Genomic DNA, 23354 nt, shown 5'->3' on the forward strand with positions numbered 1-23354 from the left:
GCATGCCAGCCCGGAGAGTTGCGATTTATTACGCCTGGAGTCGGCCTGACGAGGCGAAAGCTCCGCTCGACGTCATCGAGGATCGCTTTCCGGCGCTCTTCGAGAGCCGCCGCATGCTCTTCCCTCGGTTCGAGGAACTGAGTGATCCTTCGCGCTTCGATCAGGGCATTGCTGGGTTTCTTGATCACATTGTGAAGAAGAACTTCGCCGCCGTGACGCTCAGCGAGGCGATAACCTGCGCACCGGTTATCGAAATCGAGCGGGTCGATGAGGACGGACGGCTTACCCCCATAGTCCCGGAAAATCTTAAAGGTACCGACACGCTCGTCGTTATCAGCTTCGATTCTCGCCGGACCGTTCAGCAGGCAAGCCAAGCCGAAATCACTTTCGTTCGCTCGTTTCTCTCCATTCCGGACCATCTCATTTTTGTCTGTCCCCACCACGACATTGGCGAGGAACCGTCTGTTTCGCATGAGAAAGCAATCTTCCGGCAAGTTGCGGACTTTTTGCATCATGGTGACAAGACAATTCCGCCGCGACAGGGGTTTGGCGGCTTCGGGCGCTCGTTGCTCGCCGGTCTGGGCGTTCCCGTTGAAAACAGGTTTGGACTGCGTCCGGCCTCCGAGGCCGATGGCACGCCTTTCCCCATCGAAGCCGAGGCATCTCTCGACCGCCTTCATCTGCTCGCAGGTGTGGACACCTTCAATCTTCATCCCCATCTGCCCCACTTCGAGCGCATGGACGCGGCCATCCCGAAACTCGATGTGCTGGCGCGCCAGAAGATAGACCCTGCGGCTCCACCGCATCCATTCACTGCTGACGGTCGCACCTCCTTCGACGCATTGCTGCAGTCGAAGCCGGACACATTCGCGGGGACGCTCTTGGTTGGCGACGCAACCCTGTGGAGTTCAACGGCCGGCGGTGTCGACAGCCTTCGCGCCTTCTGGACCAACGTTGTTCAGCGTCCCCATCGAGGAGACCACCCGTGACCGGCGCGATTCGCAAATTGACTCCGAGCTGGGTGGGACACGCTGTTGGCATGAACGGGTTCGCCGACCGCCAAGCTGACTTCGCCAGAGCACTGCTCAATCCGGAAATACCGGTTCCTTCAGGTCTGGTCGGTCCGGACGGACTGCCAAGCGTCAAGCGGTTCGCCGTCTACCGCAACAATGTCGTGGTCGGGTTGGTCCAGACCCTGAAGGCGGCGTATCCTGTGGTCCACCGCCTCGTTGGCGAGGAATTCTTCGCTGCCATGGCGCGTTTGTATGTGTTGGCAGAACCGCCGGCCTCTCCGATCATGCTCGACTACGGATCTGGCTTTCCCACCTTCATCGCAGGCTTCGAACCCGCAGCGGTGCTCCCCTATCTCGGGGACGTTGCCCGGCTCGAGCGGGCATGGGTGAAAGCATACCACGCAAGCGAAGCAACGCCGCTGCCACCTTCTGCTCTCAGTCGGGTGCCGCCAGCCGACCTGCCAGCGCTACGGTTCGCCCTTCATCCTTCCGTCCGGATCGTAAGGTCCGTTTTCCCGATCGTGAGCATCTGGCAGGTGAATATCGATGGCATCGAAGGTGCGCAAATCGATCTGGAAGAGGGCGGAGAGGATGCGCTCATCGTTCGTCCCGAGGCGGATGTCGAGGTTCGGCGTCTACCGGCGGGTGCAGCCGCTTTCATGGAGGCTCTGCAGGCAGGTTCGCTACTCGTCCACGCCCTCAAGCAAGGGCTGTCCGCCAGTCCGTGTTTCGATCTTGCCGGCACGCTCCGTGGCATGATCGAGTCAGGTGTAATCATCGGCTATCATATGCAGCCGATCCGGTCGTTGGAGATCGCATGAGTTCGCAACCGACATTGCTGAACAGGATCGTCGCGACCATCCATCAGGCGCATCTTCAGATCAGAATGATCGCACGATGGATCGCACCGTCGGTGTTGCGCATCGCCCTGGCGCTTCCCTTCCTTCGCTCCGGCCTCACACGATGGGACAGTTTCCTGTCCCTCTCGCCGGGCACGCTGTTTCTGTTCGAGGAACAGTTCAGGCTTCATACCTTCGGCGGCGAGTATGCCCTTCCCGCACCAGACCAACTCGCGTCGTTAACCGCGACTGCAGAGATTTTGTTGCCCATACTGCTGATCTTCGGCCTCGCAACGCGCTTTGCCGCACTCGGCCTGTTGGTCATGACAGGCGTGATCCAATTGGTGTTTCCGGATGGCTGGGCCAACTTCCATCTCTATTGGGCGGCTTTGGCCCTGGGCGTGATCGCGATCGTCCCCGGCGCAATTTCCGTCGATTGCGGGTTCAGACGCATGGTCAATGGCTTCCGTCCGTCGGGATCGAAATGGTAATGTCCTGGTGTAAGAGCATGTTCAACCGGCTCGCGCCTGTGAGGGTGCGGGGATGAAGGATGAAAAGCGCAAGCGCCTTACCGTTGTGACCTCAGATGGGGAGCGCACCCGAACGAAAGAGAGAGATCGTTTGCAGGACGAGGAGACCGCCGCATCACGCGACCTCGACTGGACTATTCTCATGGCGCGTGCACAGGATGGCGATACCGTGGCCTATCTCCGTCTTCTTCAGGAAATCACGCCTTATCTCAGATCACGGGTCAGACGATGGCATAGGGACCCTTGGGAGATCGAAGATACAGTGCAGGACATCTTGCTCACCCTTCATTCGATCCGGCAGACCTACGACCCTTCACGTCCGTTCGGTCCCTGGCTTGTCGGCATCGCCAATCGTCGCGCCATCGACCGGTTGCGTCGCCGTGGTCGGCAAACACAGCGCGAGGCTCCGCTCACTGCCGAACACGAGGCAGCAGCAACGGCGCCCGATGAAAACGATGGCATGCTCGACAATCGCAAGCTGACTGAAGCCATCAAGGTGCTGCCGCCGATACAGCAAAGGGCCGTCGATCTCCTGAAACTCAAGGAAATGTCGTTGAAGGAGGCCTCCGATGTTGCCGGGGTGTCAGTGGCATCCCTGAAAATGGCAACGTATAGGGCACTTCAGAATTTGCGTGCCCTGCTCTCGGATCGGAGGGATTAGTGATGGAGACGTCCGACTTGATCCACTCCCTCGCCACCAATGCAACCCCCGTCAAGCGTCTTCGGCCGCCGCTGGTCCGTGCCGCCGGCTGGCTCGTCATCGCGGCGGCGATCATGGCTCTGATGACGATCAGCCATGGCGTGCGGCCGCAATTCACTGAGCGCATGCAGGACACAGTATTCACCATCAACGTGATGTCGTCGCTACTGACGGGGGTTCTTGCGACCTTCGCCACCTTCTTCGCCAGCCTGCCGGACCGGCCCCGCCGATGGCTTCTGTTGCCCATCCCGCCGCTCGTCGTCTGGCTCTCGACCATCGGCTATCAATGCTTCGCAGGATGGGTGCCCATACCACCGGGAGCAGTTACGGTCGAAGCGGCATCGAGTTGCGTTGCCACACTCGTCCTGACCAGCCTGCCGCTGTCGCTTTTGATGCTGGCGATGCTGCGTTACACGGCTGCACTCCGGCCAACGTCTGTCATTCTCATGGGAAGCCTTGCCGTTTCGGCAGTCACCGCGACAGCCTTGTCGATGTTCCATCCGCTCGATGCCACCGCAATGATCCTCGGATGGAATCTCGGCACGGCCGTTCTGTTCGTCGCGGGCGCCGCGATCGTCAGTCGGAAAGTGGGAAGGTCGAGCGATGAGCGGAAAGACCGATCGCCAAGATGATGTTGCCAGTGAGCACACGAGCGAATGCGTCGTCACGACAGCCTCTGAAAGGTGATTAGTCGGATGATCGCCTCAGCGGCTCAATTTTCAATCCTGAGACAGCGCTGCGATGGCCGAACTTCGGAGGCCATCGAACGTTTTTTGTGCGAAGCGTCGGACTTCCGCGTGAACCGCATCAATCCGCTCGCTTTCGCCATGGAGGCCGGCCTTGACGAGACGGCCTGCATCGGCGCCTTCCTTCACGCGACCCAAATCGGGATGGTCGATCTGGCCTGGAACGTCGTTTGCGGCGGGTGCGGCGGCATCCTGCATTCGGCTAATTCCCTTAAAGCAATAAACGATCTGCACTATCGATGCGGGCTCTGCGCTGTCGACTGCCAGCCGAGGCTCGATGACAGCGTAGAGGTGACCTTTACGGTCAGTCCGCAATTGCGCGCCATTTCTGCCCACGAGCCGGATACCCTGCCACTGTGGGACTATGTCCGCCAGGTCTACTGGAGCTCCGGGAGCGATCTGCCCGCAGACCTCCGGCCGGTGGTCGACGGAGTCGCGCTGGATGCGATCGAGTTGCCGGCCGGCTCCTTCGCGACCCGAACGCTGCGGATGGCCGAGGGGTTCGTGGTGGTTTTCGACCCGGTCACACACAGCTCGACCCTGCTTCGCGTCGTTGGGACACCGCAGGATGCTAAACAAATGCTGACGATCGCTCTCGCCGTAGGAGTGGAAGAACGCGCTCAGATAGAGGTGGCGCCGGGCCTGCTTGAGCTCACGCTGGAAAATAGGACAACACAACGTGCAATGCCGATCCTGTGGCTTGCGGGCGACGCATTGCGCACGCTAGTCAGCCGACGGGTGCCGTCTTTGAGCGCCAAGCGGTTGCTCAGCCACCAGACATTCCGCGATCTATACCAAACGGACGTGCTCGATATTAACCAGCAGTTCCGCATCACCAGCCTGACATTCCTGTTCACCGACCTGAAGGGATCGACGGCGCTTTACAGGCGCGTCGGCGATCTCGCAGCGTTCGATCTGATCCGGGCACATTTCCTTGTGCTAACCAATATCATCGCACGGAATTCCGGGGCGGTGGTAAAGACCATCGGCGACGCGGTCATGGCATCGTTCCCCACACCGTCCGATGGCATGGCGGCTGGACTGCTCATGAAAAAGGCGATGATCGAACTCAACGCACAGCACGGCAGCGAAGACATTCTCCTCAAGATAGGACTACATACCGGCTCCTGCATTGCCGTGACCCTCAATGAACGGCAGGATTATTTTGGGCAGACAGTGAACATTGCATCCCGCGTGCAGGGACTGGCCGGAATCGAGAAGATCGTTGCTACCAAAGCTGTACTGGAAGACGCGGGCGTCCGGGCGCTGTTTGGGGGGCGCGAAGTCGGTATCATTCATTCCCGCCGGCGGCTACGCGGGTTTGACGAAGAGATTTCTGTCTACGAAATTGCGTGAAGGAGTGGCTCCCTTGACGGATGTAACCACTCGCCTTGGTTTTGAGGACGTAGGAGAGCAGCGATGAGCTATCACGTCGGATTGAACGTGACACTTCTGACGCCGAATTCAAACTGCTATACGTGATCAACGAGTCCACACCTGCCCGCGCTGCTGACCAACGCTGAGCGGTGTGAGAAGTCGAGAATTATGCTCCACATGTGCAGATTCGTTGGTGTGGGACCCTAAATATCGTAGCCACTTATCGCGGCATCTCGAAGCGGGAGGCCGTCTTCGTGCCGGTCCTTGGATACCTCGACGACATCGTCATCGTCCCGTTGGGCATTCTCCTGGGCGGTCAAGCTGATCCCGCCCCACATCCTGGCCGAGCGCCGTGCGACGGCGGCGTGCTCGGAAAGACCCCTGGAGTCGCGCCGCCATGGTCGCCATCGTCGCGATCTGGATTGGCGTCGGGCTGATCGCATCGACAATGATGCTGAAGGCGATCTCAGCTCGAGCCTGAGGATTTGCCAGGCATCCCTAAAGGTGCATGAAGCCGCCGAACCACAACCAAAGGCCGGCGAAGATCATGGACAGAACCGTGATCGGTACACCAGCTTTGGCATGATCCCGAAAGGTCAGCCGTACGCCTTGGGCTGACGCACGCTCGGCCACGATCAGATTTGCAAGGCTTCCGACCAGAAACAGGTTTCCGGCCAGCGTCGAAAGAATGGCGAGGCCAACCAGGACCCCCTCCGGAATCCCCTGCCAGACCTTCAAGATCATCACCACCGCGGGAACATTGCCGATGGTGTTGCTCAAAAAGAGCGAGATCGGCACAAGGAACGAAACTCGATCGGGAAGGAGGCCATGGGCGGCGAGCATCCGCACCGCCTCCTCCGGAAATCCTGTTCGGGCGAAGGCGTCGTTGACGACGAACAAAGCCGCAAACAGGATCAGCAATGGCAGATCGATTTCGCCGAAGAGCTGCCGGGTCGGAAGTGTGCGGCTTACGATCAGGCAGGCGGCGACCAAAAGAGCCGAAATCTCGCGTGGCAGCGGCGTGGCAAACAGGACAAGCAGCGCCAGAAGGGCGATGGCACAGATTCCGACCTGAACGCGGTCGAAGGCAACAGGCTCGAGGGGTGCGCCGTCGTCTGCCGCTGCGAGACTTGACCGCCAGATGAACGCGATGCATCCGAAACTGAGAGCAAGAGCTGCGATCGCCGGGGCGACGGCCTGTGCGAAATAGGACCAGAACCCCAGCGCGCCGGCCTGGCCGATGAGGATGTTCTGCGGATTGCCGATCAAGGTGGCCGCCGAACCCGCGTTGCTGGCGGCTGCAAGACCAAGCAGGAATGGCCTTGGGTCGAGTTTCCGCACTTTGAGGCCGGTACACAGCAGCGGCGTCATGGCGAAAACAACGATATCGTTGACAAGGAAGGCGGAGAGGATACCGCCGACCGTGATCGTCAAGGCGAGCAGGCGCAGGGGCCTGCCCGCCTGGCCCGCGATCCAAACCGACGCCGCATCGTAAAAGCCGCTTGCACCAACACGCGCGGAAAGGATCATCAAGCCGCCGAGCAAAAGCAAGGTCGGAAAATGGATCGCTTCGCTCATCCCGTCGACGGGAACTGCCCCGAGAGCTACAAGCGCGACTGCGACGATCATCGCGATACCGGCGCGGTCGATCCTCAGTCCTGGGACGCGTCCTAATGCCATCCCGAGATAGGTGAGCCCGAAGAGAATAACGACGAGGTTTGTCATTGTGTGAAGCCGTCCATCGCGTCCGTTTACGATTGGACCACTGTGTCGACAAAGGCGAGCAGTCGGTCAAGCGTCTCCTGACCTGCCCACATCATTGTTTCGCTAATTTCCAACGCGTGAGGAGACGCTCTCCGCCAGCATTTATCCAGCTTCGCATCGTTCCCCCTCCCACCTTATTATGTTGGGACGGCGGCTGCGTAAGGGAGGGCGTCGCGTTGAAAGTACGCCTGGCAACGCGGCCTTTATCAACCAAAACAGCGAAACCCTTGCCGGAAACGATGCTTGCAGTTGCCAACATTCGGATCGCTGAAGATATGATCGTGACTCCGGGATGATGAACAATATCGGCGGTTGCTGGAAGGCGTGGTGTGGCTGGATGAGAGAACAGAGGCCGGTTTGATCCAGGTCATGCGAGTGCCTCGGCCAAGGAGCAGCGTAAATAAGATCATCGGTGCCCACCGCGCTGCTTCGTAGTTGCGCGTCCGAGCTGGAGCATCATCGCGGCTTCAAGCATATTTCACGTCCGCCACGGGGACGGTGGCTGGTCAGCAATGGCATTGGGGCCGAACTCAGCGAGGTGGCGCGCTTCAGCGTTTGTCACTCCCGTCGTAACCACGGCCAATCTCCCGCGCCGCTCTGACCTGAATCAAACGATCTGAGACGCCGCCTTGCACCTTGCACTCAATGTTGATGCGGCATTTCGTCCTTTGCCATTGCCAGGTGGTGCGGCTGATGATGCGAGCTCGCTCACGAGCAGTCCAATAAAGCCGAGACCGCGGATGTCTACCTCCTGGGGGTGGTCGACGTGACCGTCAAACGCACGCCGCCGGGCAACGGTTCGGTCTTGGCACGCCAGCCGTTCATTTGATTGAGCTCTTCAGCATGCGCAGGCAGCATCCGCTGAATGGCGGCGGACGTGCGATCGTCTCCCGTGATGTCAACCTGCAGGCCGCCGTTGACCGGTGTCGGCGCGGCGTCTGCCTTGAGTGTCACCTCGTTCATGTCGATCAGATGCTGACGCAGCGCTTCAAGGTCAATCTTCGACCAGTCGGTCGCCGGATCGGCCTCCACATGCGGACGATTTCCTGGATCGCGCCGAAAGCGTCCTGACCCGCCATGGTCGGTATGCTCATGCGGGAAACCCGCCCGCGTGGATCTGTGCGGGGGGCGCCCAGTAATGGGCGTCCCTACCGCGATACGCCGTATTGCCTCATTGGTGAATGCTCCTTGTCTGCCGGATCATTGCCTCACGAGATTGCTCCCTTTCGCCTCGGTGTAATCGACGGGATGCTGGGCTGTTTCGGAACTCACGCCAAAAATCATGGCATGGGCTTTATTTCGACGCCACTCCTTCACGCGCCTTTGGACTGTTCGCAGGAGGCCATCGGGATATTTATTCGGATAACGCTTCTGTAATCGTTCCAGCAGCTCGCGGCCTGTCCGCCATGGCTCCTCGTCAAACCATGAGCGTAGATCGTCCGTGACCCCGATGAGAGGGTCTGGTCTACGCCGCTGGCGAACGGCAGGCCGTTGTCGCTACGGATCGCGCTTGGCAGGTCATGTTCGGCAAACAATCGGCGGAACGCCTCGAACACACCCACCTCCTTTGTCGATTCGAAGCCGCGCTGGCAAGCAGGTAACGTGACGCCTGGTCGGTGACCGTCAGCGGGTAACCCTAGCGGCCGTCACCGAGCTTGAACTCGCCCTTGAAGTCGGCACACCACAATGCCTGAGACAATGCTGTCCCTTCGGCTCGATGGCGTTGTCGTTTTACGTGCATGGGCGACCGGCCCGTGCCGGTCAAGAACGGCATGCACCGTACTCTTCGACGGCACGCGCACATCGCCGGCCAGACGCTTCACCAGCAATTCTCTGATCTTCCTGGCACCCCAATGCGGCTTCTCCTTCTTGAGCCGCACGATCATTGCCTCCACCGGCTCGGGCAACTGGTTGGCGTAACGCACCGGCTGTCGAGACCGATCCGTCAGCGCCTCCAGGCCGTCGTCCTTGTAGCGATTGAAGATTTTGTAGCCGGTCTTGCGCGAGATGCCGAACTCCCGGCACACGTCGCTCATGCCTTCGCCCTCAAGCAGCCGGGCGACGAAACGTAGACGTTCCTCCATCACCGAAGTCTCTTTCCACGGCATCAACACCTCCCGCAAAAAGCGAAAAGTGTTACCCATGTCTCCGGTACAAAACGTCACCTATCTCTCAGGCCGGACAAGGCCGCCATTGGCCTGTATCGCACCAAAAGCTGTTGCGAAGTCGCTCGCGGACACCGCACCGGCTATCTCTTCATATGGCTTCCGCCCAGGGGGGCAAGTTCCTTTTCGTCGCAAAGCAGTTGTAGCTCGCTCTTGTCAAGTTCGATTTGATTCCAGCGTATGCGATAACCGCGATGCTTGCGGCGCAGGCGGAAAAGACCCAAGAGCTCTTTGCCTATTGGCGATGCAGACATTCGCTCCATGGCTGCGTACAAGCCGACATGGAATTCGGTTATGACAAGATCTGGACCGTCTTGTTCCGCCCGTACCTCTTCAATATGACCAATTGTTTTCCCTGACCTCGATAAGACGGCCCGACCCACCAACAATTCGATATTGATCTCAACCAATTTATGCTCCGGGAATTTTACTCACCACTCTGTCTCGTAACCAGTCTTGCCAATCAAAAATTGCGGTATCGCTCACGGCCGCGTCCAACTCAACGTCAAGCCCAATATCGCGGACGGCGCTCCATGCAACGCGATGGGGTCTGGAGTGTCCATCTCCGCCGAGTTTGGATGCGAGCCAAGTTATCCATTGCTGTGGCCGTCGGCCAAATCGACGGGCCAATACAATAGCGCCGACCTCTATCGCGACCACCCGGGGCGGGGCGCCTCGCCGAAGTTCGGCGACGATGCCGTCTACCTTGCCCATCTTCACGCCGTTTCGATCGACCAGTTGCTTGTCGAGAACATCACGCAGCAAATCCATCAGATGCCTCCGAGTAGCTCAAGCGGGATAGTCACAATCGCCAAGATAGAGCCCAGCATGATGATCAAGACGACTGCCGAATTGGAGATGGTTCCGTTCCCATGTTTTCCAACATATCGCTCATCATTCATCAGGAATAGAAACGGGATGACTGTTAGCGGGAGCGTTGCTGCGGTCAAAGCCATGGATAGGATCGTCAGATTTAGCGGATCGAAGCCAAAGACGATCGGAATGGCCGCAAGCAAAAGTGCCAGAGTATAGGCAGCGCTAAATCCTGGGTCTTCGCTTGGTTTGCGGTCTTCGCCCCAGTTCCAACCAAGTCCTTGAGCCGCCAGATAGGCCTGCTGTAACCCGAGTTCCAGGATCGCGCCGAAACAGGCGATACCCAAGGAAGCAACAAACAACCAGTATCCCCAGCGACCAAACACGGGGACCAGCATGGTCGACAACTGATGGTAATCGGTGATTTGATCCACCCCATTCGGAGCCAGCACAAGGGCGGCCACGATTAGGACGGCGATCGATATCGTGCCGCCGAAACTCATGCCCAGTCCTGCGATCGCGCGATTGGTGCCTAGATACGTTTCGTCCCACTTATCTTCGACGGCGCCAGAAGAATAGAACAAGAATAGGTATGGCGATATCGAGGCGCCGAGAATGCTGACGACCATAAACCAGTAGCTGGCATGGTCGTGCTGCGGTATGCTTGGCAAAGCACCGGCCGCCACCGCCTTCAAATCAGGTTCAAGCAATACTGCCGCAACGACGAAACAGAGGGTCACCAATCCGAGAATGGTAACGCCTTTCTCGATGAAACCGAAAGTGCCCTTCCAGAGCAACAACCACGCAAGGAACGCAACTGCCAGCGCCCACCACTGAAAGGCAATGCCCGTGGCAAGCTCCAGAGCAATGGCAGCGCCTCCTGTTTCGGCGGCAAGAACCATCAGATTGAGCAACAGGGTCGAGAGAAAAGGTAGCAGGAAAAAATTGAAACCGAACCGCTCACGGATGCCGTCCGAAATCGTGTGGCCACTTACCGCGGCGAAACGGCCAGCCATTTCAACAAGGAAAATGATGCAGATAGTGCCGAGCGCGATCGCCCAGATGAGTTGAAGGCCGAATGCCGATCCCGCTTGGGCCGCCGTCGCCAGCGATCCGATTTCAAGAAAGCCGCCAACACTCGTGACAATTCCAAGCGATATTTCCAATATCTTCTTCATGTGGATCGTCTTATACCTGAAGTCAGGCTGAGACGCTCGGTTGCATCTTTAAGGTGAACCGCCGTTTGCACGGTGTCGTGATCTCCCCGCGCAACCTGGTTCTGCGCTTGTGCAAGTAAATTAACGATGTCGGTTACGGAACTAGTCAGCAACTCGCGCTCTGTCGTGTCGACGTCGCGGAGAGCTTCGATTTCAGAAGCGGCAGTTTCGACATTGCGCTGCATCGAATGCAAGGTCTGCCGTACATAAGCATCAGGCAGTTGATTCAAGTGCCAGCCATTGAGCGCCATGCGCGCCGAATTCGAGCAGGACGAAATAATTCTTGATTGCAAGCTGACTTGATCAGCATCGGAAGAGGAGCAGCCTGCCAAGGCTGCGACCAAGCAAAGAACGCTTACGTGGATTTTCGAGAAATTCCGATGGTCCATGTTAAGTCTGCTTAGCGGTTTATTGCCTTCGCCATAAAACGCAGGTCCAGTCAGCATGTTCCGGGGGACCAAACCCGTCTGGGAACTTTCGCAGGTCGAAAACACTGAGGGTTCTGAGCAGTAGCGCCGTGGGCGCCGGGAATGTCATGCTGTGCAATGCGTGGAAATTTGCTCTCCTAATGATTCTGTGCGCAGGCATCGCGGCAGCGGCTGGCTGGTATGTAACTGCAGCCCGCGCGCCGTTTGCAGCAGGAGACCGGCGGTTCGACGGTGCGGGCGACATCGCGTACGGGCGCCTCATATTTGCTGCCGGCGATTGCGCTTCCTGTCACGCAACACCAGGCCAGTCCGATCGCCTTAGGCTCGGAGGCGGCATGGCGCTCGCCTCACCGTTCGGGACCTTTCGGCCGCCCAACATTTCCCCCGATCCGGTGGATGGTATCGGCGCATGGACCGTCGTGGACTTCGCTAATGCGCTCATCGGCGGCGTATCGCCCCAGCGAGAGCACTATTATCCTGCTTTTCCCTTTACGAGCTTCACGGGTATGACGACCATGGACATTAAGGATCTCTATTTCTACCTGAAGACACTTCCTGAGGTTTCGGGGCGCGCGCCGCCGCACGATCCGTTTTTTCTGTTTCACATTCGCCGAGTCGTCGGGTTTTGGAAACTGCTATTTTTTCGCCAAGGCCAGTCGGCTGCCCGGCTGGACGGCGAGGCGGTCCATGATCGGGGCGCTTATCTCGTCGAGAGCATTTCCCACTGCGCCGAGTGCCATTCCAGCCGAAACGTCTTCGGAGCAATCCGATCCGATACCCGGTTTGCCGGGGGCGTCGATCCCCAGGGTACAGGATTTGTGCCAAACATCACGCAGCAGGAGTTAGGCCGGTGGAGCGAAAGCGACTTCGTGACGATGCTAAAATCTGGCGACACGCCCGACCATGGGCGTGTCGGATCGTCGATGTCCGATGTCGTGACCAACACGGCTATGCTACCCGACAGCGATCGTGTTGCTATCGCTCGTTATATTAGGGCTCTCCCGCCTTTGTCCACGCCTCGTCACTGAACTCAACGGCTGTAGATGTAGGCGGCGAGATCCCGCGCTTCCCTCTCCGAAATACCGCTGTTGGGCATTGCCGTCTGCGGGGAAAAGGCCTGAGGGGAAACGATCCACGAGACAAGATTGTCGGAGCGATTTTCCAGCACGCCAGCGATATAGACGCGCTTGGAAAACCCCGTCAGAGGGGGGCCGACCTCGCCATCCGCACCGGCTATGCCAGGAATCGTGTGACATCCGGTGCAGCCGTAGCGGCGGAAGATCATTGGCGCGCGGGTGAGATCGCCGCCCGTCAGCGCCATAGCCGTAGCAGCTTTTGTGTGGTTGTCGCGCAAGGTGTTTGTTGCGATCATAGTGGCCAGGCCCGCGAGGACGGCGGCGGCTGCCCAGACAGTGCGATGCAATGCCGAAGCGGGGACATCAGGCATTTTGCGTGTCTCTTTTGCTGGAGTTGCGAATCCATAGGGCCAGCATCGTCATTGCGGCGGCTGCGTAGATGATCCCGGCCGGCACCCACATGATCATCCCGGCGAGTTGCTGGTCCCCCAGAGGTGTCAGCTCCCAGGCCGGCGCCGTTTGCGTCTGGGCGACGTAGAGCACGCGCGGCGCGAGCGCGATCAAGGCTCCGAGGATGCTAGTGTGTATCATCGTCAAGAATAGGTGCCAGGCCGCCGCGCCGTAATCGCTTTTCCAAAGAACCGCCCAACAGAACAGGATCGCAGTCGCAAAAAAGCTGAGGTGCTGGAGGCGATGCATCGTGGTGTTGGTCACCGCCGCATCAAACAGGAAGGGCAGGTGCCAGCTCCAGATGACAATACCATGAATGATGGTGGCGTTGGTCGCACCGGTGCCCCAATCCCATGACCGACGGACCAGGGGAGCTTGCATGGCAGCACCTAAGCCCCGGCGCGGTCGTCTAGGCAATCCCCACAGGAGCAGACCGACCGGTCGCGCAAGTACGATCAACGGCGCGGAAATGACCATGACAATCTCGTGCTCGATCATATGAAAGGTAAAAAGGTGCTCTCCAAGCCAATGAAGCGGCGAGATCAGCGCAGCCGCCAAAGTCAGCACGCCGACGTAGAAGAATAGACTTTGCCGTTGTATCTGCCCAAGCCGGCGCGCCCGACCTGAAAGCCTGACGACGCCGAAAATATAGAGTAGGCTAACCGTCGCAATGGGGAGCACGACCCAAGGATCGAATGTCCAGCTCAACGCCGCCGTATGAGCATTGTCACCGTGCGCCAGGGCCGGGGCAGCCATCATAAGTGAGATCAAGATGCAGATCAGCGCTGACATGGATCCAGCAGCATGGACGCCGCTCCCTGCAGTATCAGCGCAAAGACAAATGCCGACGCGATCAGAAATCCTGCATCGATAATAAACCGCTCCGCCCTGCCTACGAGCTTTGGAGACAGACGAGATGCAGCGGTCCCCGCAATTGAAACGAGCAAGAGGGTTCCGCAAACGGCGGGCGTCAAAGCCACATGTCGGCTACAATCGATATAGGGGGTAATCTGCCCAAGCTGGGTTCCGACGACCCAGGCCAGAGGCGGGACAGCAAGTCCGTTAAATCGCAGCCAACTTATCGTCATAGACGCGGCACCCAATACAGGCAGACATACATAGGCAACCAGGTTGCCACCACGAAGTTCCAGTACATCGCGTTGTCACTGACATCGCCGTAGCGCCGCGGATTGTCACCGTGCCTGGAAAACATCAGGCAGGTCAGCACCAGCGTTTCGATCAGGTCGGTAATGATATGGGTCGTGTGCAGCCCAAGCATCACCCAGACGATCGAGCCATAGGCATTCTGGTCCCATTTTACGTGCATCGCTGGAAATTCAAAAAAACGCAAGACCAGCGGCGCGGCGCCCAGCACCGACATAATAATCAGACCGATGCGTACCTTCACCAACTTCTGATCGCGCGCCCAGTGCGCGATGAGGAGGTTTGGCAGCAGGCTGGTGATCAGGAGTGCCGTCAGCGCCGTTCCGGCCAGCAGATCGGGTGTCGGCGCATGCAATCGCCACTGCGATGCGAGGCTCATGAGATAGAGATAGACGACGATCGAAAGCGCGAAGCCTGTTCCCTCGATCAGCATGAAGGCGAGCGTCCCCCACCAAGTCAGACTTGCCCCGCCGAGACCATGCGGCGGAAGCCTCGTCAGGTCGAGCACGACGGCTTGTTTCATGAATCATCCTCCGGCGCGCCTTTCGGCCAGAACCAACAGATGAGAGCGATCGCAACTGGTATCGAGCCCCAGACAACCGCCCAGGGCGAAAAGATCGACCAGATTAGCATCACCGTGGTGGCAAGCGCCGACCACAACGGCCAGATCGAATTCCCAGGTGATGACTCACGGGCCTCCGGAAGCGCTTCGACAACGCTGCTGACGATTAGTTCGCGTCGGTTAACGGACAGGCCTGTGACAACGGAAAGCGTGTCGGGATCGGCGGACAGCGGTTCGAAGCTGCCGACTACCGGCAATCGTGCGAAATTATAAGAAGGGGGTGGCGAAGACGTCGCCCATTCGAGCGTCGACGCGCCCCAGGGATTGGCTGGCGCGGCGGAACCTGACGCGGCGCTGCGAACGGCGTCGATGAAAAATACCAGAAATCCGGCCACAAGAATGACGGCGCTCAGGCTGACGAACATGTTAAGGGCGGACCACGGCATTTCCGGCTGATAGGTATAGATGCGGCGCGGCATGCCCTGCAGCCCAAGGATGTGCATAGGAAAGAAGGTCAGGTTGAAACCGGTGAAGATCAGACCGAATACCCAGCGGCCCAGCGTCTCGCTCATCATCCGGCCAGTCAGCTTCGGGAACCAGTAATAGATGGCGCCGAGCAAAGGAAAGACAGCACCGCCAACCAGGACGTAGTGGAAGTGGGCAACGACGAAATAGGTGTCGTGAACCTGTGTGTCAAAGGGCACGGACGCGACCATCACGCCTGTCATCCCGCCAATGACGAAAATCACCATAAAGCCGATAACAAATAGGAACGGGGTTTTGAAGAGCGGTCTTTCAGTCCACATCGTGGCCAGCCAACAAAATATCTGCAAGCCGGCAGGAATGGCGATCGCCATACTCGAGGCCGTGAAGAAGCTCTCCCCGAGCCGGGGCAAACCCGCGACGAACATATGATGGACCCATAGCCCGAAGGCCAGGACCCCTGTCGCGATCAAGGCCATCACCATGGCGAGGTAACCGAAAACGGGGCGTCGCGTGAACGTCGCGACAATCGTCGAGACCATGCCGACGGCCGGCAGGAAGATGATGTAAACCTCCGGATGGCCGAAGGCGGCGACGTGCTGCTATGGCAGCACGTCGCCGCCTTCGGCCGGATTGAAGAAGTGCGTGCCTACCAGTCGGTCGAGGATCAGCGCCGTGCTGGCGACCATGATTGCCGGCATGGCCATGATGATGAGAAACGATGTGACCAGCATCGACCAGACAAACAAAGGGATCCGGTCGAGCGACATGCCCGGCGCACGTTGCTTGAACACGGTCACCACAATTTCGACCGCAACCGCGAGCGCCGAGACTTCGGTGAAGGTGATCATCTGCGCCCAGATGTCGGCGCGCTTTCCCGCGGCATATTGCGGCCCCGACAGTGGCACATAGGCAAACCAGCCGACGTCGGGGCCGGTATCGACCGCAAAGGCGATCCACAACAGCAGCCCGCCGGCGAGATACATCCAGTAGGAAAACGCATTCAGGCGTGGGAATGCAATGTTGCGGGTACCCACCATCAACGGCACCAGATAGACCGCCATAGCCTCCATGACGGGCACAGCAAACAAAAACATCATATTCGTGCCGTGCATGGTGAAGATCTGATTGTAACGATCCGGGCCAATGAACCGGGCTTCTGGCTGGGATAGTTGCAGGCGCATCGCGAGCGCCAGTGATCCTCCGAGCGCCAGGAATATAAAAGCTGTCACGATATAGCGACGGCCGATGATTTTATGATCGACGGTCGAAAGCGCGCCCCAAAAACCTGCCGGCGTCGACCACGTGGCGGCGAGACGGCGGTCGAGTTCCAGCTCGTCCATTGCCGTATCGCGCAACACCTCGCCGTCATCTCTAAGGGTCATTTGAGGCTTTCCATATAGGCGGAGATATCTCGCAACTCCACGCTGGTAAGGGGAACCATCGGCATATTGTTTCCGGGCTTGAGCGTCTGCGGATCGGCAATCCAGGCCGCCAGCGATCCGCGGGTCGTCTCAAGCAAGCCGGCTGCGATCGTCTGACGGCTGCCGACATGCGTGAGGTCGGGTCCAGTAGCACCGATGGCTGGCGTACCCCGTACAGTATGGCAGGCAGCGCAGGGCTTCGCCAGAAAGGCAGTCTTTCCGGCGGCGGCGTCCGGGTCGCCCGGCATCGCTCCATCATCGCGTTGGGCCGCGACCCAGCGCTGATAGCTTGCGGGTTGCTCCGCGATCACCACCATATGGGTGTGCTGAAGCCCGCAAAACTCGGCGCACTGACCGCGATAGACGCCTGGCCGCTCGGCACGCAGGACAAGACTGTTGCTTCGCCCCGGCACGAGATCCTGTTTGCCAGCAAGGCTTGGCACCCAGAATGAATGAACGACATCGACACTTTCAAGCTGGATTCGAACATCCTGACCGACCGGGATATGGATTTCGTTGGCAGTCTGGAAGCCGAGCGCAGGATCAGGATCGGCATAGACGACCTGCCACCACCATTGCTGCCCTCTGACGGTGATCGTCAGCGCCGCGTTTTCCGGCAACGCGATGCTGCGTGTCGTGTAAAAGCTCGCGATTGTTAGTCCTGCGATGATGACAACGGTTGCTCCCACGGCAGTAGACACCGTTATCGTCAACTTTCGTTCACGGGACCGTTCACTCTCGTCGGGACGGTTTCGCAGTAGCGCCCAACCGAGCATGATCATCACCAGCAGCCAGATGACCGAGCAGACAATGATCATGCCGATAATCAGATGCTCGACATGAATCGCCGGATGGCCCTGAGGATCCAGTGCCGACTGGTTGCCGCTGCAGCCCGAGGCGGCAGTGACAACCAGCAGCAGAAGGATGCGGGCTGTTTTCAAGGGGATGGCCCCTGGTCCGGATGGGCGCCGACTGGCCCTTCGTTGAAAAGCATCTTGGCGGGCGCCCGGTTCTCGGCCGGCCGCGTCTGATGGTCGTCGTTCCGCCCGGTCGCCGCCACTTTGGCAGAATAGGCGCCGATGGTTTGAACATAGCCGGCAAGCTGCCAGATCTGTTCGATCGTCATTCGATCACGAAAAGCGGGCATGCCGTGTGGGCGGCCATCGCGGATGGAAGCGACGATGGACACCATCTCCGGTCCGTAAAGCCACCACCCATCGAGGAAAGAAGGGCCTAAGTTGCCGCGACCGTCGCCGTGGCACGACTGGCAACCGAACCAGGCATAGAGGCGTTTGCCCTGGCTGAGACTATATGCATCGGTTTCGTAAGGCTTACCGAGCGCGAAATAACTCTCAGGGGGTGTGCCGCTGATACCGTTGGGCATCAGCCGAAACCGGTCAAGATCGGCGACGACCGGTGCAAAGGTACGAAGTTCCCTTGGCTGTCGCATCCAGCCAAGTAAAGCGCCCCCAGCGACCAGCAGGAGAAAGGTTGCCAGAAAGGGCCACTTTGCATCCTTGAATGCGCGAGGCATCATGGGGTCATCCGGCGCAGCTCTCCTTCATGTGGAATCTCGATCGATCGACTGAGACGCACGGGGAGAAGTTTATAAGAGGGTGTTTTTGACTTCGGGTCATGATGCGCCAGGGGAAAGAGCGGATTTGTCTCCGGATAATACGCCCCACAACAGCCCTTTGGAATGTCGTATGGGACGATCCTCAATGCCGTCACTTTGCGAACGTTGTTCGCATCAATTGCGGTGGTCACATCGACGCTCTCGCCATCCGCGAACCCCCACCGGATGATATCCTCCGGATTCATAAAGACGATTTTCCGAGTGCCTTCCACCCCGCGAAAACGGTCGCTGTAGCCATAAATCGTCGTATTGAACTGATCGTTGGACCGCAGCGTGGCAAGGTGCAGGACGTCGGCGTTCTGCGACGTCGAAAATTCCGGAAACAGTCTTTCTGGCGTTAGGAAATTCGCCTTGCCGCTCTTCGTCACCCATTTGCGCTCGCGAGCAGGAAGCGCCCTGGCAAATCCACCCGGCTTGAACAGCCGTTTGTTGAAGTCCTTGAACGTTTCCGGATAGGTTCGCTCGATGGCGTCCCTGATCTCCGCATAATCGCCGACCCAGGTATCCCACGGGACCTTGGTTTCGCCGAGAGTGGCCTTCGCCATGCCGGCGACGATCGCCGGCTCCGAGAGCAGTTCAGTGCTGGCTGGTTTCGTCATTCCGCGGGACCCATGAAAATTGGCAATCGAGCTTTCGATCGAGACTGCCTGCGGACCGGTCGCCTGCTCGTCCAGTTCGATCCGACCGAGACATGGCAGCAGATAGGCAATCTCGCCGTGGACAACATGGCTACGATTGAGCTTGGTGGCGATCTGCACGCTCAGCCCCAGCTTTCGCCATCCTTCTTCCATGGCGGCCGTGTCGGGTACGGCTCTCAAGAAGTTGCCTCCGAGACTGATGAAGCCTCGCGATTGGCCGCTCATTATCGCCTCGCACGTTTCGATCGTTGAGCGACCTGTCCATCGCGGCGGTTCGAAGCCGTACAGTTCGGAGAGCTTATCCAGCGGCGCAAGTCCCGGTTTCTCGGTGATTCCGACGGTCCGTTGTCCCTGTACGTTCGAGTGACCACGAACAGCGCAGATATTGGCGCCGGGCTTGCCGATATTGCCCCGGAGCAGTGCCAGATTGCAGACCATGTGAACGTTCTGGACGCCCATGAGCTGTTGGGTCAGACCCATGCCGTAGACCATCATTACGGCATCGGATTTGGCGTAGGTGGCCGCAGCCTGCATCATCTGATCACGGCCAAGGCCAGAGACCCGCTCTAGTTCCTCCCACTGATGCCCACGTGCGGCTTGAGCAAATTTCTCAAACCCCGTGGTGTGCTCGTTGATGAAGTCGTGATCGAGCACATGCAGCTTGTCGGCGGCTGCAATCGACGCGGCAAAGGCGACCATTGCTGCGTTATCCGGATCTTTCGGTTTTGCGTCCTCGCCTGCGACACGGCTTCCCCCCGATGCTTTCAAGGTATCGTCCGCCTCGATGAGCGCCTTGCAAACACCAAACAGAGCCGCGATATCGCCGCCATTCTTCACCTGATAATATTCGGAGGAGATCTTTGTTTCCTTACCCGTGACCATCTGCGTCGGCGATTGCGGATTGACGAAGCGTTCAAGGCCACGTTCCCGTAGCAGATTGAAAGTAACTATCTTCACCCCACGATCGACGGCGTCCTGGAGATCGTGGAGCAAGCGGGGCGACGAGGTACCGACGTTCTGAGCAATGTAGAAAATGCAATCGGTATTCTGAAAGTCCGACAAAACGGCAGTTCCGACCGATGCCCCGATACTTTCAGGTAGTGCCGCCGAAGAGCTCTCGTGGCACATGTTCGAACTGTCAGGCATGTTGTTGCTGCCGTACATGCGTGCGAACAATTGGTACATGTAGCTAGTTTCGAGCGACGCTCGACCCGAGGTGTAAAAGTCGACCTGATGGGGGTCGAGCCCACGCAATTCTCTGCCGATTTCTTCGAATGCCGCCGCCCACGCCACTGGAATATATTTATCCGTGGCCGCGTCCCAGCGCATGGGATGGATCAACCGGCCCTGTGCCTCAAGGTCGTGGTCCGGCCAGAGCTCCAGCTCGCGAAGTGTGTATTTGTCGAAAAATGCCCGATCGGCACGCCGTGATGTGACCTCCCACGCCGTTGCCTTTGCGCCGTTCTCACAAAATTCGAGCGGATGCGGCTTCGCGGGTTTCGCCCAGGCGCAACTCACGCACATGTAGCCTTGTGGCTTGTTCTGCTTCGACAGCAGCTCAGGCGCCTTCAATGTGACATGCTCTCTGACGGCAATCTCGGCGATGGATTTGGCAGATCCCCATCCGCCGGCGGGCCCAGAATAAGGTTTGATTTTAGGGAAGCGTATTTTCGATGTCATGTATGCCTCACGCGGTGCGAAGAGGGCGAACCACCCCCGCGGCACTAACTTCCGATGTCGCAACGTGTTCCGTGCTGCGCCGCTTGTGTCCGAATGCGGCGCATTTCGTTGCCCTTAGGCAATCCTCATCATCTGCGGTTGATCAATTATTATGGCCGTTGGGATCGTTTGCGGTTCGGGCCGGTCTTATCCTCGGCTCTTTCCCTGAGACTCACCCACGTTCGTATCACGCTCGTCGTAATTGACGTCCCAGTCCTTAGCGCCTTTATCCTTACCGGGCTTTTTCTTGTTGCTGGTGGCGTCGTCCGAATGGGTGATAACACGAGGCTTGGCGCTGCTCACGCCATCGTTGGTTCCGCCTTGCTTTCGGACTGCCCTTTGGCGTCCTGCTCGATCTGCGTTTTCGAGGGTCGGTCATTTTTTGCGATGTTGGGGCTCCTGAATAGTTGGTGCGACGCGCTCAATTGCTTCGTCGCTCTGGGTTTCGGCGATCGCTCGGCGCAGCCCTTTTTCAGCCTCTCGAGCCAGATTGCTGCGACGGCGTGTGGCGGTGGGGCCATCGCGGGAAGCGCAAACTGGTTTCCTTCGCAGTTGAAGGTCTCCGCCCGTTTCACGCGCAAACGGGCGCCTTGGAGAGTGTAGCTGCGGGTACGATTGTCGCGGCTGAGCCGGCCGCGTGCACGTCTTCGTCCGCTATCGCACGCATCCTTTTGAATTGTCCTGCGTTTCTACGTCACTAACATTGGAGACGATCATGAAGAAACGCGAACTCATCGACACCGGGCGGGCAAGCCCTATGTCCGCCGCGACGTACGGCTGCTTCAAGGAGAGCGTCGACGTCGGCCGCTCCCTATCCGCGGACAAGCGGTGGAAGGCGAAGAACGACGCGAAGCCGGGCGAGGGTGATCGCGGCGACGATCAAGAAGCATTGAGGAGGGGTCGATGACCAACTTCCGCGCCAAAGGCTTCAACGGGAAGAATCTCGATTCTTATCTCGCAGAATACGACGATCCGGGTGTCGAGGAGACTGTGGACGCCGCCGAGGACGACGACATGGACGCCGGCCAGAAGGAAATTGCCTGGCTCCGAAAGGAAGTCGCCGATCTTCGGGAGCGGCTTTCCGTCATTCGCGGTGAGACCGGCGGTATCCCAGCCGCGAAGGACCGCGCCCGACCCTGGCTCCGTATCGCGGCGACGGCTGCTGCCACGTTTATCCTCGGTAAGGCCTTCCATCGATTGCGGTTGGGCGCGGCGGGCGCCGCCGCGATTCCGAGGATCACCCCACAGCTCGCCCGCAAGCTTTGGTAGGGATCGAACTGGCGGAAGGGACGCTCGAGTGTGCTTCCAGAGAGCACCAAGCGTCCCTTCCTCTGGCATTCGAGATTTCGTCCAATACAGGATGCTCGTCCCGCTCCGCCCTGTTGGGCCGCACCGTTCGGTTGCGATGAGGGACATATTAGCCAGCTGAAAAAGTGTTTTGAACCAAATCCGGGGCCTGTGGCGATTTTTTCCAAAGGCGACGGCGCGGACGTCAGAGCCAGCCCGACTTCTTGAAGCGCCAGAACAGGATACCGCACAGCGAGAAGATGACGGCCAGTACAACGAAGTAGCCGTGCTGTGTCTTTAGCTCCGGCATGTTCTCGAAGTTCATCCCGTAGATGCCCGCGATCGCTGTTGGAACTGCCGCGATTGCCACCCATGCGGCGAGCTGGCGCTGGATCGCGCCGACCCGCTGTTGCTCGAGAAGATTGCTGGCTTCGAACACGGAGGTGATGACGTCCTTCAAACCGCCGACCACGCCTTCGACCCTTCGAACATGGTCGTGCACGTCTCGGAAGTAGTTCTTCGCTTCGACGTCGATGCAGGGGAGGTCGACGTGGACGAACTTGCCGCAAACTTCCGACATCGGGCCAACGAATCGCTGGAACCGGATCACCTGGCGGCGGAGCTGGAACAGCCTCGTGATCTGCTCCCGCGCCAGGAACGTATCGAGCATCTGCTGCTCCATTCCCAGCACACGATCCTCGACACTTTCCACGACCGGGAGATACCCGTCCACGATGAAGTCGAGAACCCCGTGGAGAACGTAGTCGGGGCCGTTCTTGAGAATCTGCGGTGACGCCTCGAGCTGCTGCCGGAGAGCGCTATGTCCTCGGTCGGAGCCATGTCTGATCGTGACAACATGGCGCCGGCCGACGAAGATCGAGGTTTCGCCATACTCGATCACGTCATCTTCGAGATGGGCTGTCTTCGTCACGACGAAGAGCTGGTCGTCGTAGACGTCGACCTTGGGAACTTGTGTGTGGGATAGGGCGTCCTCTACTGCCAACGGGTGCAGATGGAAGATCCGTTGGAGAGATTTCAGCTCGGCTTCGTCCGGGTCGTGCAGTCCGACCCAGACAAACTCGTCGGAAGCCTCCGGCGACCATCCGCTTTCGATGTCGAAGGAGGAGGTGCGGCGACCGTCCTTGTATAGGTAGGAGGCGACGACTGTCATGGGAAGGACTCGTTGGCGGGGCCGGGTATGATGATGTATAGCGCTGGTACCGGGCTGCGTTTGTGAAAGTGCAGCCGTCGCCACCGTCGATCCGGCATTCGAAACGATGCCGCCCAGGCCGGAGAAGGCCCCCCCGACAAGGGCACCGACCG

At 58.9% G+C, this 23354-nt stretch carries 21 protein-coding genes and 3 pseudogenes; 9 read left to right on the plus strand and 15 right to left on the minus strand.

The window, feature by feature from the left end:
- Positions 1-2: 2 nt before the first annotated feature.
- The 6 genes from WGT02_RS35940 to WGT02_RS35965 all read left to right on the plus strand — a co-directional run bounded on the left by WGT02_RS35940 (position 3) and on the right by WGT02_RS35965 (position 5184).
- Positions 3-989, plus strand: coding sequence for a hypothetical protein (locus WGT02_RS35940; RefSeq protein ID WP_208245297.1), 987 nt, complete (start codon positions 3-5; stop codon positions 987-989).
- Positions 986-1834 (plus strand): DNA-binding domain-containing protein, encoded by an 849-nt coding sequence (locus WGT02_RS35945; RefSeq protein WP_318246604.1) that lies wholly within the window; start codon positions 986-988, stop codon positions 1832-1834. Before WGT02_RS35940 ends, WGT02_RS35945 begins: the two co-directional genes overlap by 4 nt.
- On the plus strand, positions 1831-2343 hold the full coding sequence (locus tag WGT02_RS35950) for a DoxX family protein (RefSeq protein WP_208245295.1): 513 nt from the start codon (positions 1831-1833) through the stop codon (positions 2341-2343). Before WGT02_RS35945 ends, WGT02_RS35950 begins: the two co-directional genes overlap by 4 nt.
- A gap of 52 nt (positions 2344-2395) precedes the next feature.
- A complete protein-coding gene (locus WGT02_RS35955) occupies positions 2396-3043 on the plus strand; it encodes a sigma-70 family RNA polymerase sigma factor (RefSeq protein ID WP_208245293.1) in 648 nt (215 codons plus the stop codon).
- Positions 3044-3045: 2 nt separating this feature from the next.
- Positions 3046-3714, plus strand: coding sequence for an NrsF family protein (locus WGT02_RS35960; protein WP_208245291.1), 669 nt, complete (start codon positions 3046-3048; stop codon positions 3712-3714).
- A 63-nt stretch (positions 3715-3777) separates the two neighbouring features.
- Complete coding sequence (locus WGT02_RS35965) at positions 3778-5184, plus strand: adenylate/guanylate cyclase domain-containing protein (RefSeq protein WP_208245290.1); 1407 nt, start codon at positions 3778-3780, stop codon at positions 5182-5184.
- Positions 5185-5703: 519 nt separating this feature from the next.
- Here WGT02_RS35965 and WGT02_RS35970 read toward each other — a convergent pair.
- The 7 genes and pseudogenes from WGT02_RS35970 to WGT02_RS36000 form a co-directional block, all read right to left on the minus strand.
- A complete protein-coding gene (locus WGT02_RS35970) occupies positions 5704-6930 on the minus strand; it encodes an SLC13 family permease (RefSeq protein ID WP_208245289.1) in 1227 nt (408 codons plus the stop codon).
- A 783-nt stretch (positions 6931-7713) separates the two neighbouring features.
- Positions 7714-8001: a hypothetical protein gene (locus WGT02_RS35975; protein WP_208245288.1), complete on the minus strand. Its 288-nt coding sequence runs from the start codon at positions 7999-8001 to the stop codon at positions 7714-7716.
- Between the two features lie 440 nt (positions 8002-8441).
- A pseudogene (locus WGT02_RS35980) lies at positions 8442-9077 on the minus strand (helix-turn-helix domain-containing protein); the annotation flags it as partial.
- A 140-nt stretch (positions 9078-9217) separates the two neighbouring features.
- Complete coding sequence (locus WGT02_RS35985) at positions 9218-9544, minus strand: hypothetical protein (protein WP_024316411.1); 327 nt, start codon at positions 9542-9544, stop codon at positions 9218-9220.
- 1 nt (position 9545) lies between these two features.
- The gene (locus WGT02_RS35990) at positions 9546-9905 is read right to left on the minus strand and encodes a hypothetical protein (protein WP_024316410.1); all 360 of its coding nucleotides are present in this window, start codon (positions 9903-9905) and stop codon (positions 9546-9548) included.
- Positions 9905-11125 (minus strand): Nramp family divalent metal transporter, encoded by a 1221-nt coding sequence (locus WGT02_RS35995; protein WP_208245287.1) that lies wholly within the window; start codon positions 11123-11125, stop codon positions 9905-9907. Before WGT02_RS35995 ends, WGT02_RS35990 begins: the two co-directional genes overlap by 1 nt.
- Positions 11122-11553 carry a hypothetical protein gene (locus WGT02_RS36000; RefSeq protein ID WP_037070913.1) on the minus strand — a complete coding sequence of 144 codons (432 nt, stop codon included), beginning with the start codon at positions 11551-11553 and terminating at the stop codon, positions 11122-11124. Before WGT02_RS36000 ends, WGT02_RS35995 begins: the two co-directional genes overlap by 4 nt.
- A gap of 146 nt (positions 11554-11699) precedes the next feature.
- Here WGT02_RS36000 and WGT02_RS36005 point away from each other — a divergent pair, with 146 nt between their 5' ends.
- Positions 11700-12620: a cytochrome c gene (locus WGT02_RS36005; protein ID WP_208245286.1), complete on the plus strand. Its 921-nt coding sequence runs from the start codon at positions 11700-11702 to the stop codon at positions 12618-12620.
- A gap of 2 nt (positions 12621-12622) precedes the next feature.
- On the opposite strand, the gene WGT02_RS36010 is transcribed toward WGT02_RS36005, so the two are convergent.
- From WGT02_RS36010 to WGT02_RS36040, 7 genes and pseudogenes are all read right to left on the minus strand, one after another.
- Positions 12623-12964, minus strand: coding sequence for a cytochrome c family protein (locus WGT02_RS36010; protein WP_225040561.1), 342 nt, complete (start codon positions 12962-12964; stop codon positions 12623-12625).
- A gap of 67 nt (positions 12965-13031) precedes the next feature.
- Positions 13032-13910: a cytochrome c oxidase assembly protein gene (locus tag WGT02_RS36015; RefSeq protein WP_208245284.1), complete on the minus strand. Its 879-nt coding sequence runs from the start codon at positions 13908-13910 to the stop codon at positions 13032-13034.
- 292 nt (positions 13911-14202) lie between these two features.
- Entirely contained in the window at positions 14203-14805 is a 603-nt protein-coding gene (locus WGT02_RS36020; protein WP_208245283.1) for a cytochrome c oxidase subunit 3, read from the minus strand.
- Positions 14802-16670, minus strand: a pseudogene (gene ctaD, locus WGT02_RS36025) (cytochrome c oxidase subunit I). The gene WGT02_RS36020 and the pseudogene ctaD overlap by 4 nt, the downstream one beginning before the upstream one ends.
- 38 nt (positions 16671-16708) lie before the next feature.
- A complete protein-coding gene (gene coxB / locus WGT02_RS36030; RefSeq protein WP_208245282.1) occupies positions 16709-17692 on the minus strand; it encodes a cytochrome c oxidase subunit II in 984 nt (327 codons plus the stop codon).
- On the minus strand, positions 17689-18285 hold the full coding sequence (locus WGT02_RS36035; protein WP_082321306.1) for a c-type cytochrome: 597 nt from the start codon (positions 18283-18285) through the stop codon (positions 17689-17691). Before WGT02_RS36035 ends, coxB begins: the two co-directional genes overlap by 4 nt.
- Positions 18285-20705: an FdhF/YdeP family oxidoreductase gene (locus WGT02_RS36040; RefSeq protein ID WP_024316400.1), complete on the minus strand. Its 2421-nt coding sequence runs from the start codon at positions 20703-20705 to the stop codon at positions 18285-18287. Before WGT02_RS36040 ends, WGT02_RS36035 begins: the two co-directional genes overlap by 1 nt.
- Before the next feature lie 754 nt (positions 20706-21459).
- On the opposite strand from WGT02_RS36040, the pseudogene WGT02_RS36045 reads away from it, so the two are divergent.
- Both WGT02_RS36045 and WGT02_RS36050 read left to right on the plus strand, forming a co-directional pair.
- Positions 21460-21651, plus strand: a pseudogene (locus tag WGT02_RS36045) (hypothetical protein).
- Complete coding sequence (locus WGT02_RS36050; protein WP_024316397.1) at positions 21648-22013, plus strand: hypothetical protein; 366 nt, start codon at positions 21648-21650, stop codon at positions 22011-22013. Before WGT02_RS36045 ends, WGT02_RS36050 begins: the two are co-directional and overlap by 4 nt.
- 223 nt (positions 22014-22236) lie before the next feature.
- Here WGT02_RS36050 and WGT02_RS36055 read toward each other — a convergent pair whose 3' ends face one another.
- Positions 22237-23202 carry a magnesium and cobalt transport protein CorA gene (locus WGT02_RS36055; protein ID WP_208245642.1) on the minus strand — a complete coding sequence of 322 codons (966 nt, stop codon included), beginning with the start codon at positions 23200-23202 and terminating at the stop codon, positions 22237-22239.
- Positions 23203-23354: the final 152 nt, after the last annotated feature.

Origin of the sequence: Rhizobium sp. T1470, assembly GCF_042140505.1 — a bacterium.
Classification (GTDB): Bacteria; Pseudomonadota; Alphaproteobacteria; order Rhizobiales; family Rhizobiaceae; genus Rhizobium; species Rhizobium favelukesii.

Coding starts and splice junctions, on each gene's coding strand:
- WGT02_RS35940 (WP_208245297.1), top strand. CDS start 3: ATGCCAGCCCGGAGAGTTGCGATTTATTACGCCTGGAGTCGGCCTGAC.
- WGT02_RS35950 (WP_208245295.1), top strand. CDS start 1,831: ATGAGTTCGCAACCGACATTGCTGAACAGGATCGTCGCGACCATCCAT.
- WGT02_RS35955 (WP_208245293.1), top strand. CDS start 2,396: ATGAAGGATGAAAAGCGCAAGCGCCTTACCGTTGTGACCTCAGATGGG.
- WGT02_RS35960 (WP_208245291.1), top strand. CDS start 3,046: ATGGAGACGTCCGACTTGATCCACTCCCTCGCCACCAATGCAACCCCC.
- WGT02_RS35965 (WP_208245290.1), top strand. CDS start 3,778: ATGATCGCCTCAGCGGCTCAATTTTCAATCCTGAGACAGCGCTGCGAT.
- WGT02_RS35970 (WP_208245289.1), bottom strand. CDS start 6,930: ATGACAAACCTCGTCGTTATTCTCTTCGGGCTCACCTATCTCGGGATG.
- WGT02_RS35990 (WP_024316410.1), bottom strand. CDS start 9,905: ATGGATTTGCTGCGTGATGTTCTCGACAAGCAACTGGTCGATCGAAAC.
- WGT02_RS35995 (WP_208245287.1), bottom strand. CDS start 11,125: ATGAAGAAGATATTGGAAATATCGCTTGGAATTGTCACGAGTGTTGGC.
- WGT02_RS36000 (WP_037070913.1), bottom strand. CDS start 11,553: ATGGACCATCGGAATTTCTCGAAAATCCACGTAAGCGTTCTTTGCTTG.
- WGT02_RS36005 (WP_208245286.1), top strand. CDS start 11,700: ATGCTGTGCAATGCGTGGAAATTTGCTCTCCTAATGATTCTGTGCGCA.
- WGT02_RS36010 (WP_225040561.1), bottom strand. CDS start 12,964: ATGATCGCAACAAACACCTTGCGCGACAACCACACAAAAGCTGCTACG.
- WGT02_RS36015 (WP_208245284.1), bottom strand. CDS start 13,910: ATGTCAGCGCTGATCTGCATCTTGATCTCACTTATGATGGCTGCCCCG.
- WGT02_RS36020 (WP_208245283.1), bottom strand. CDS start 14,805: ATGAAACAAGCCGTCGTGCTCGACCTGACGAGGCTTCCGCCGCATGGT.
- WGT02_RS36035 (WP_082321306.1), bottom strand. CDS start 18,285: ATGCCTCGCGCATTCAAGGATGCAAAGTGGCCCTTTCTGGCAACCTTT.
- WGT02_RS36040 (WP_024316400.1), bottom strand. CDS start 20,705: ATGACATCGAAAATACGCTTCCCTAAAATCAAACCTTATTCTGGGCCC.
- WGT02_RS36050 (WP_024316397.1), top strand. CDS start 21,648: ATGACCAACTTCCGCGCCAAAGGCTTCAACGGGAAGAATCTCGATTCT.
- WGT02_RS36055 (WP_208245642.1), bottom strand. CDS start 23,202: ATGACAGTCGTCGCCTCCTACCTATACAAGGACGGTCGCCGCACCTCC.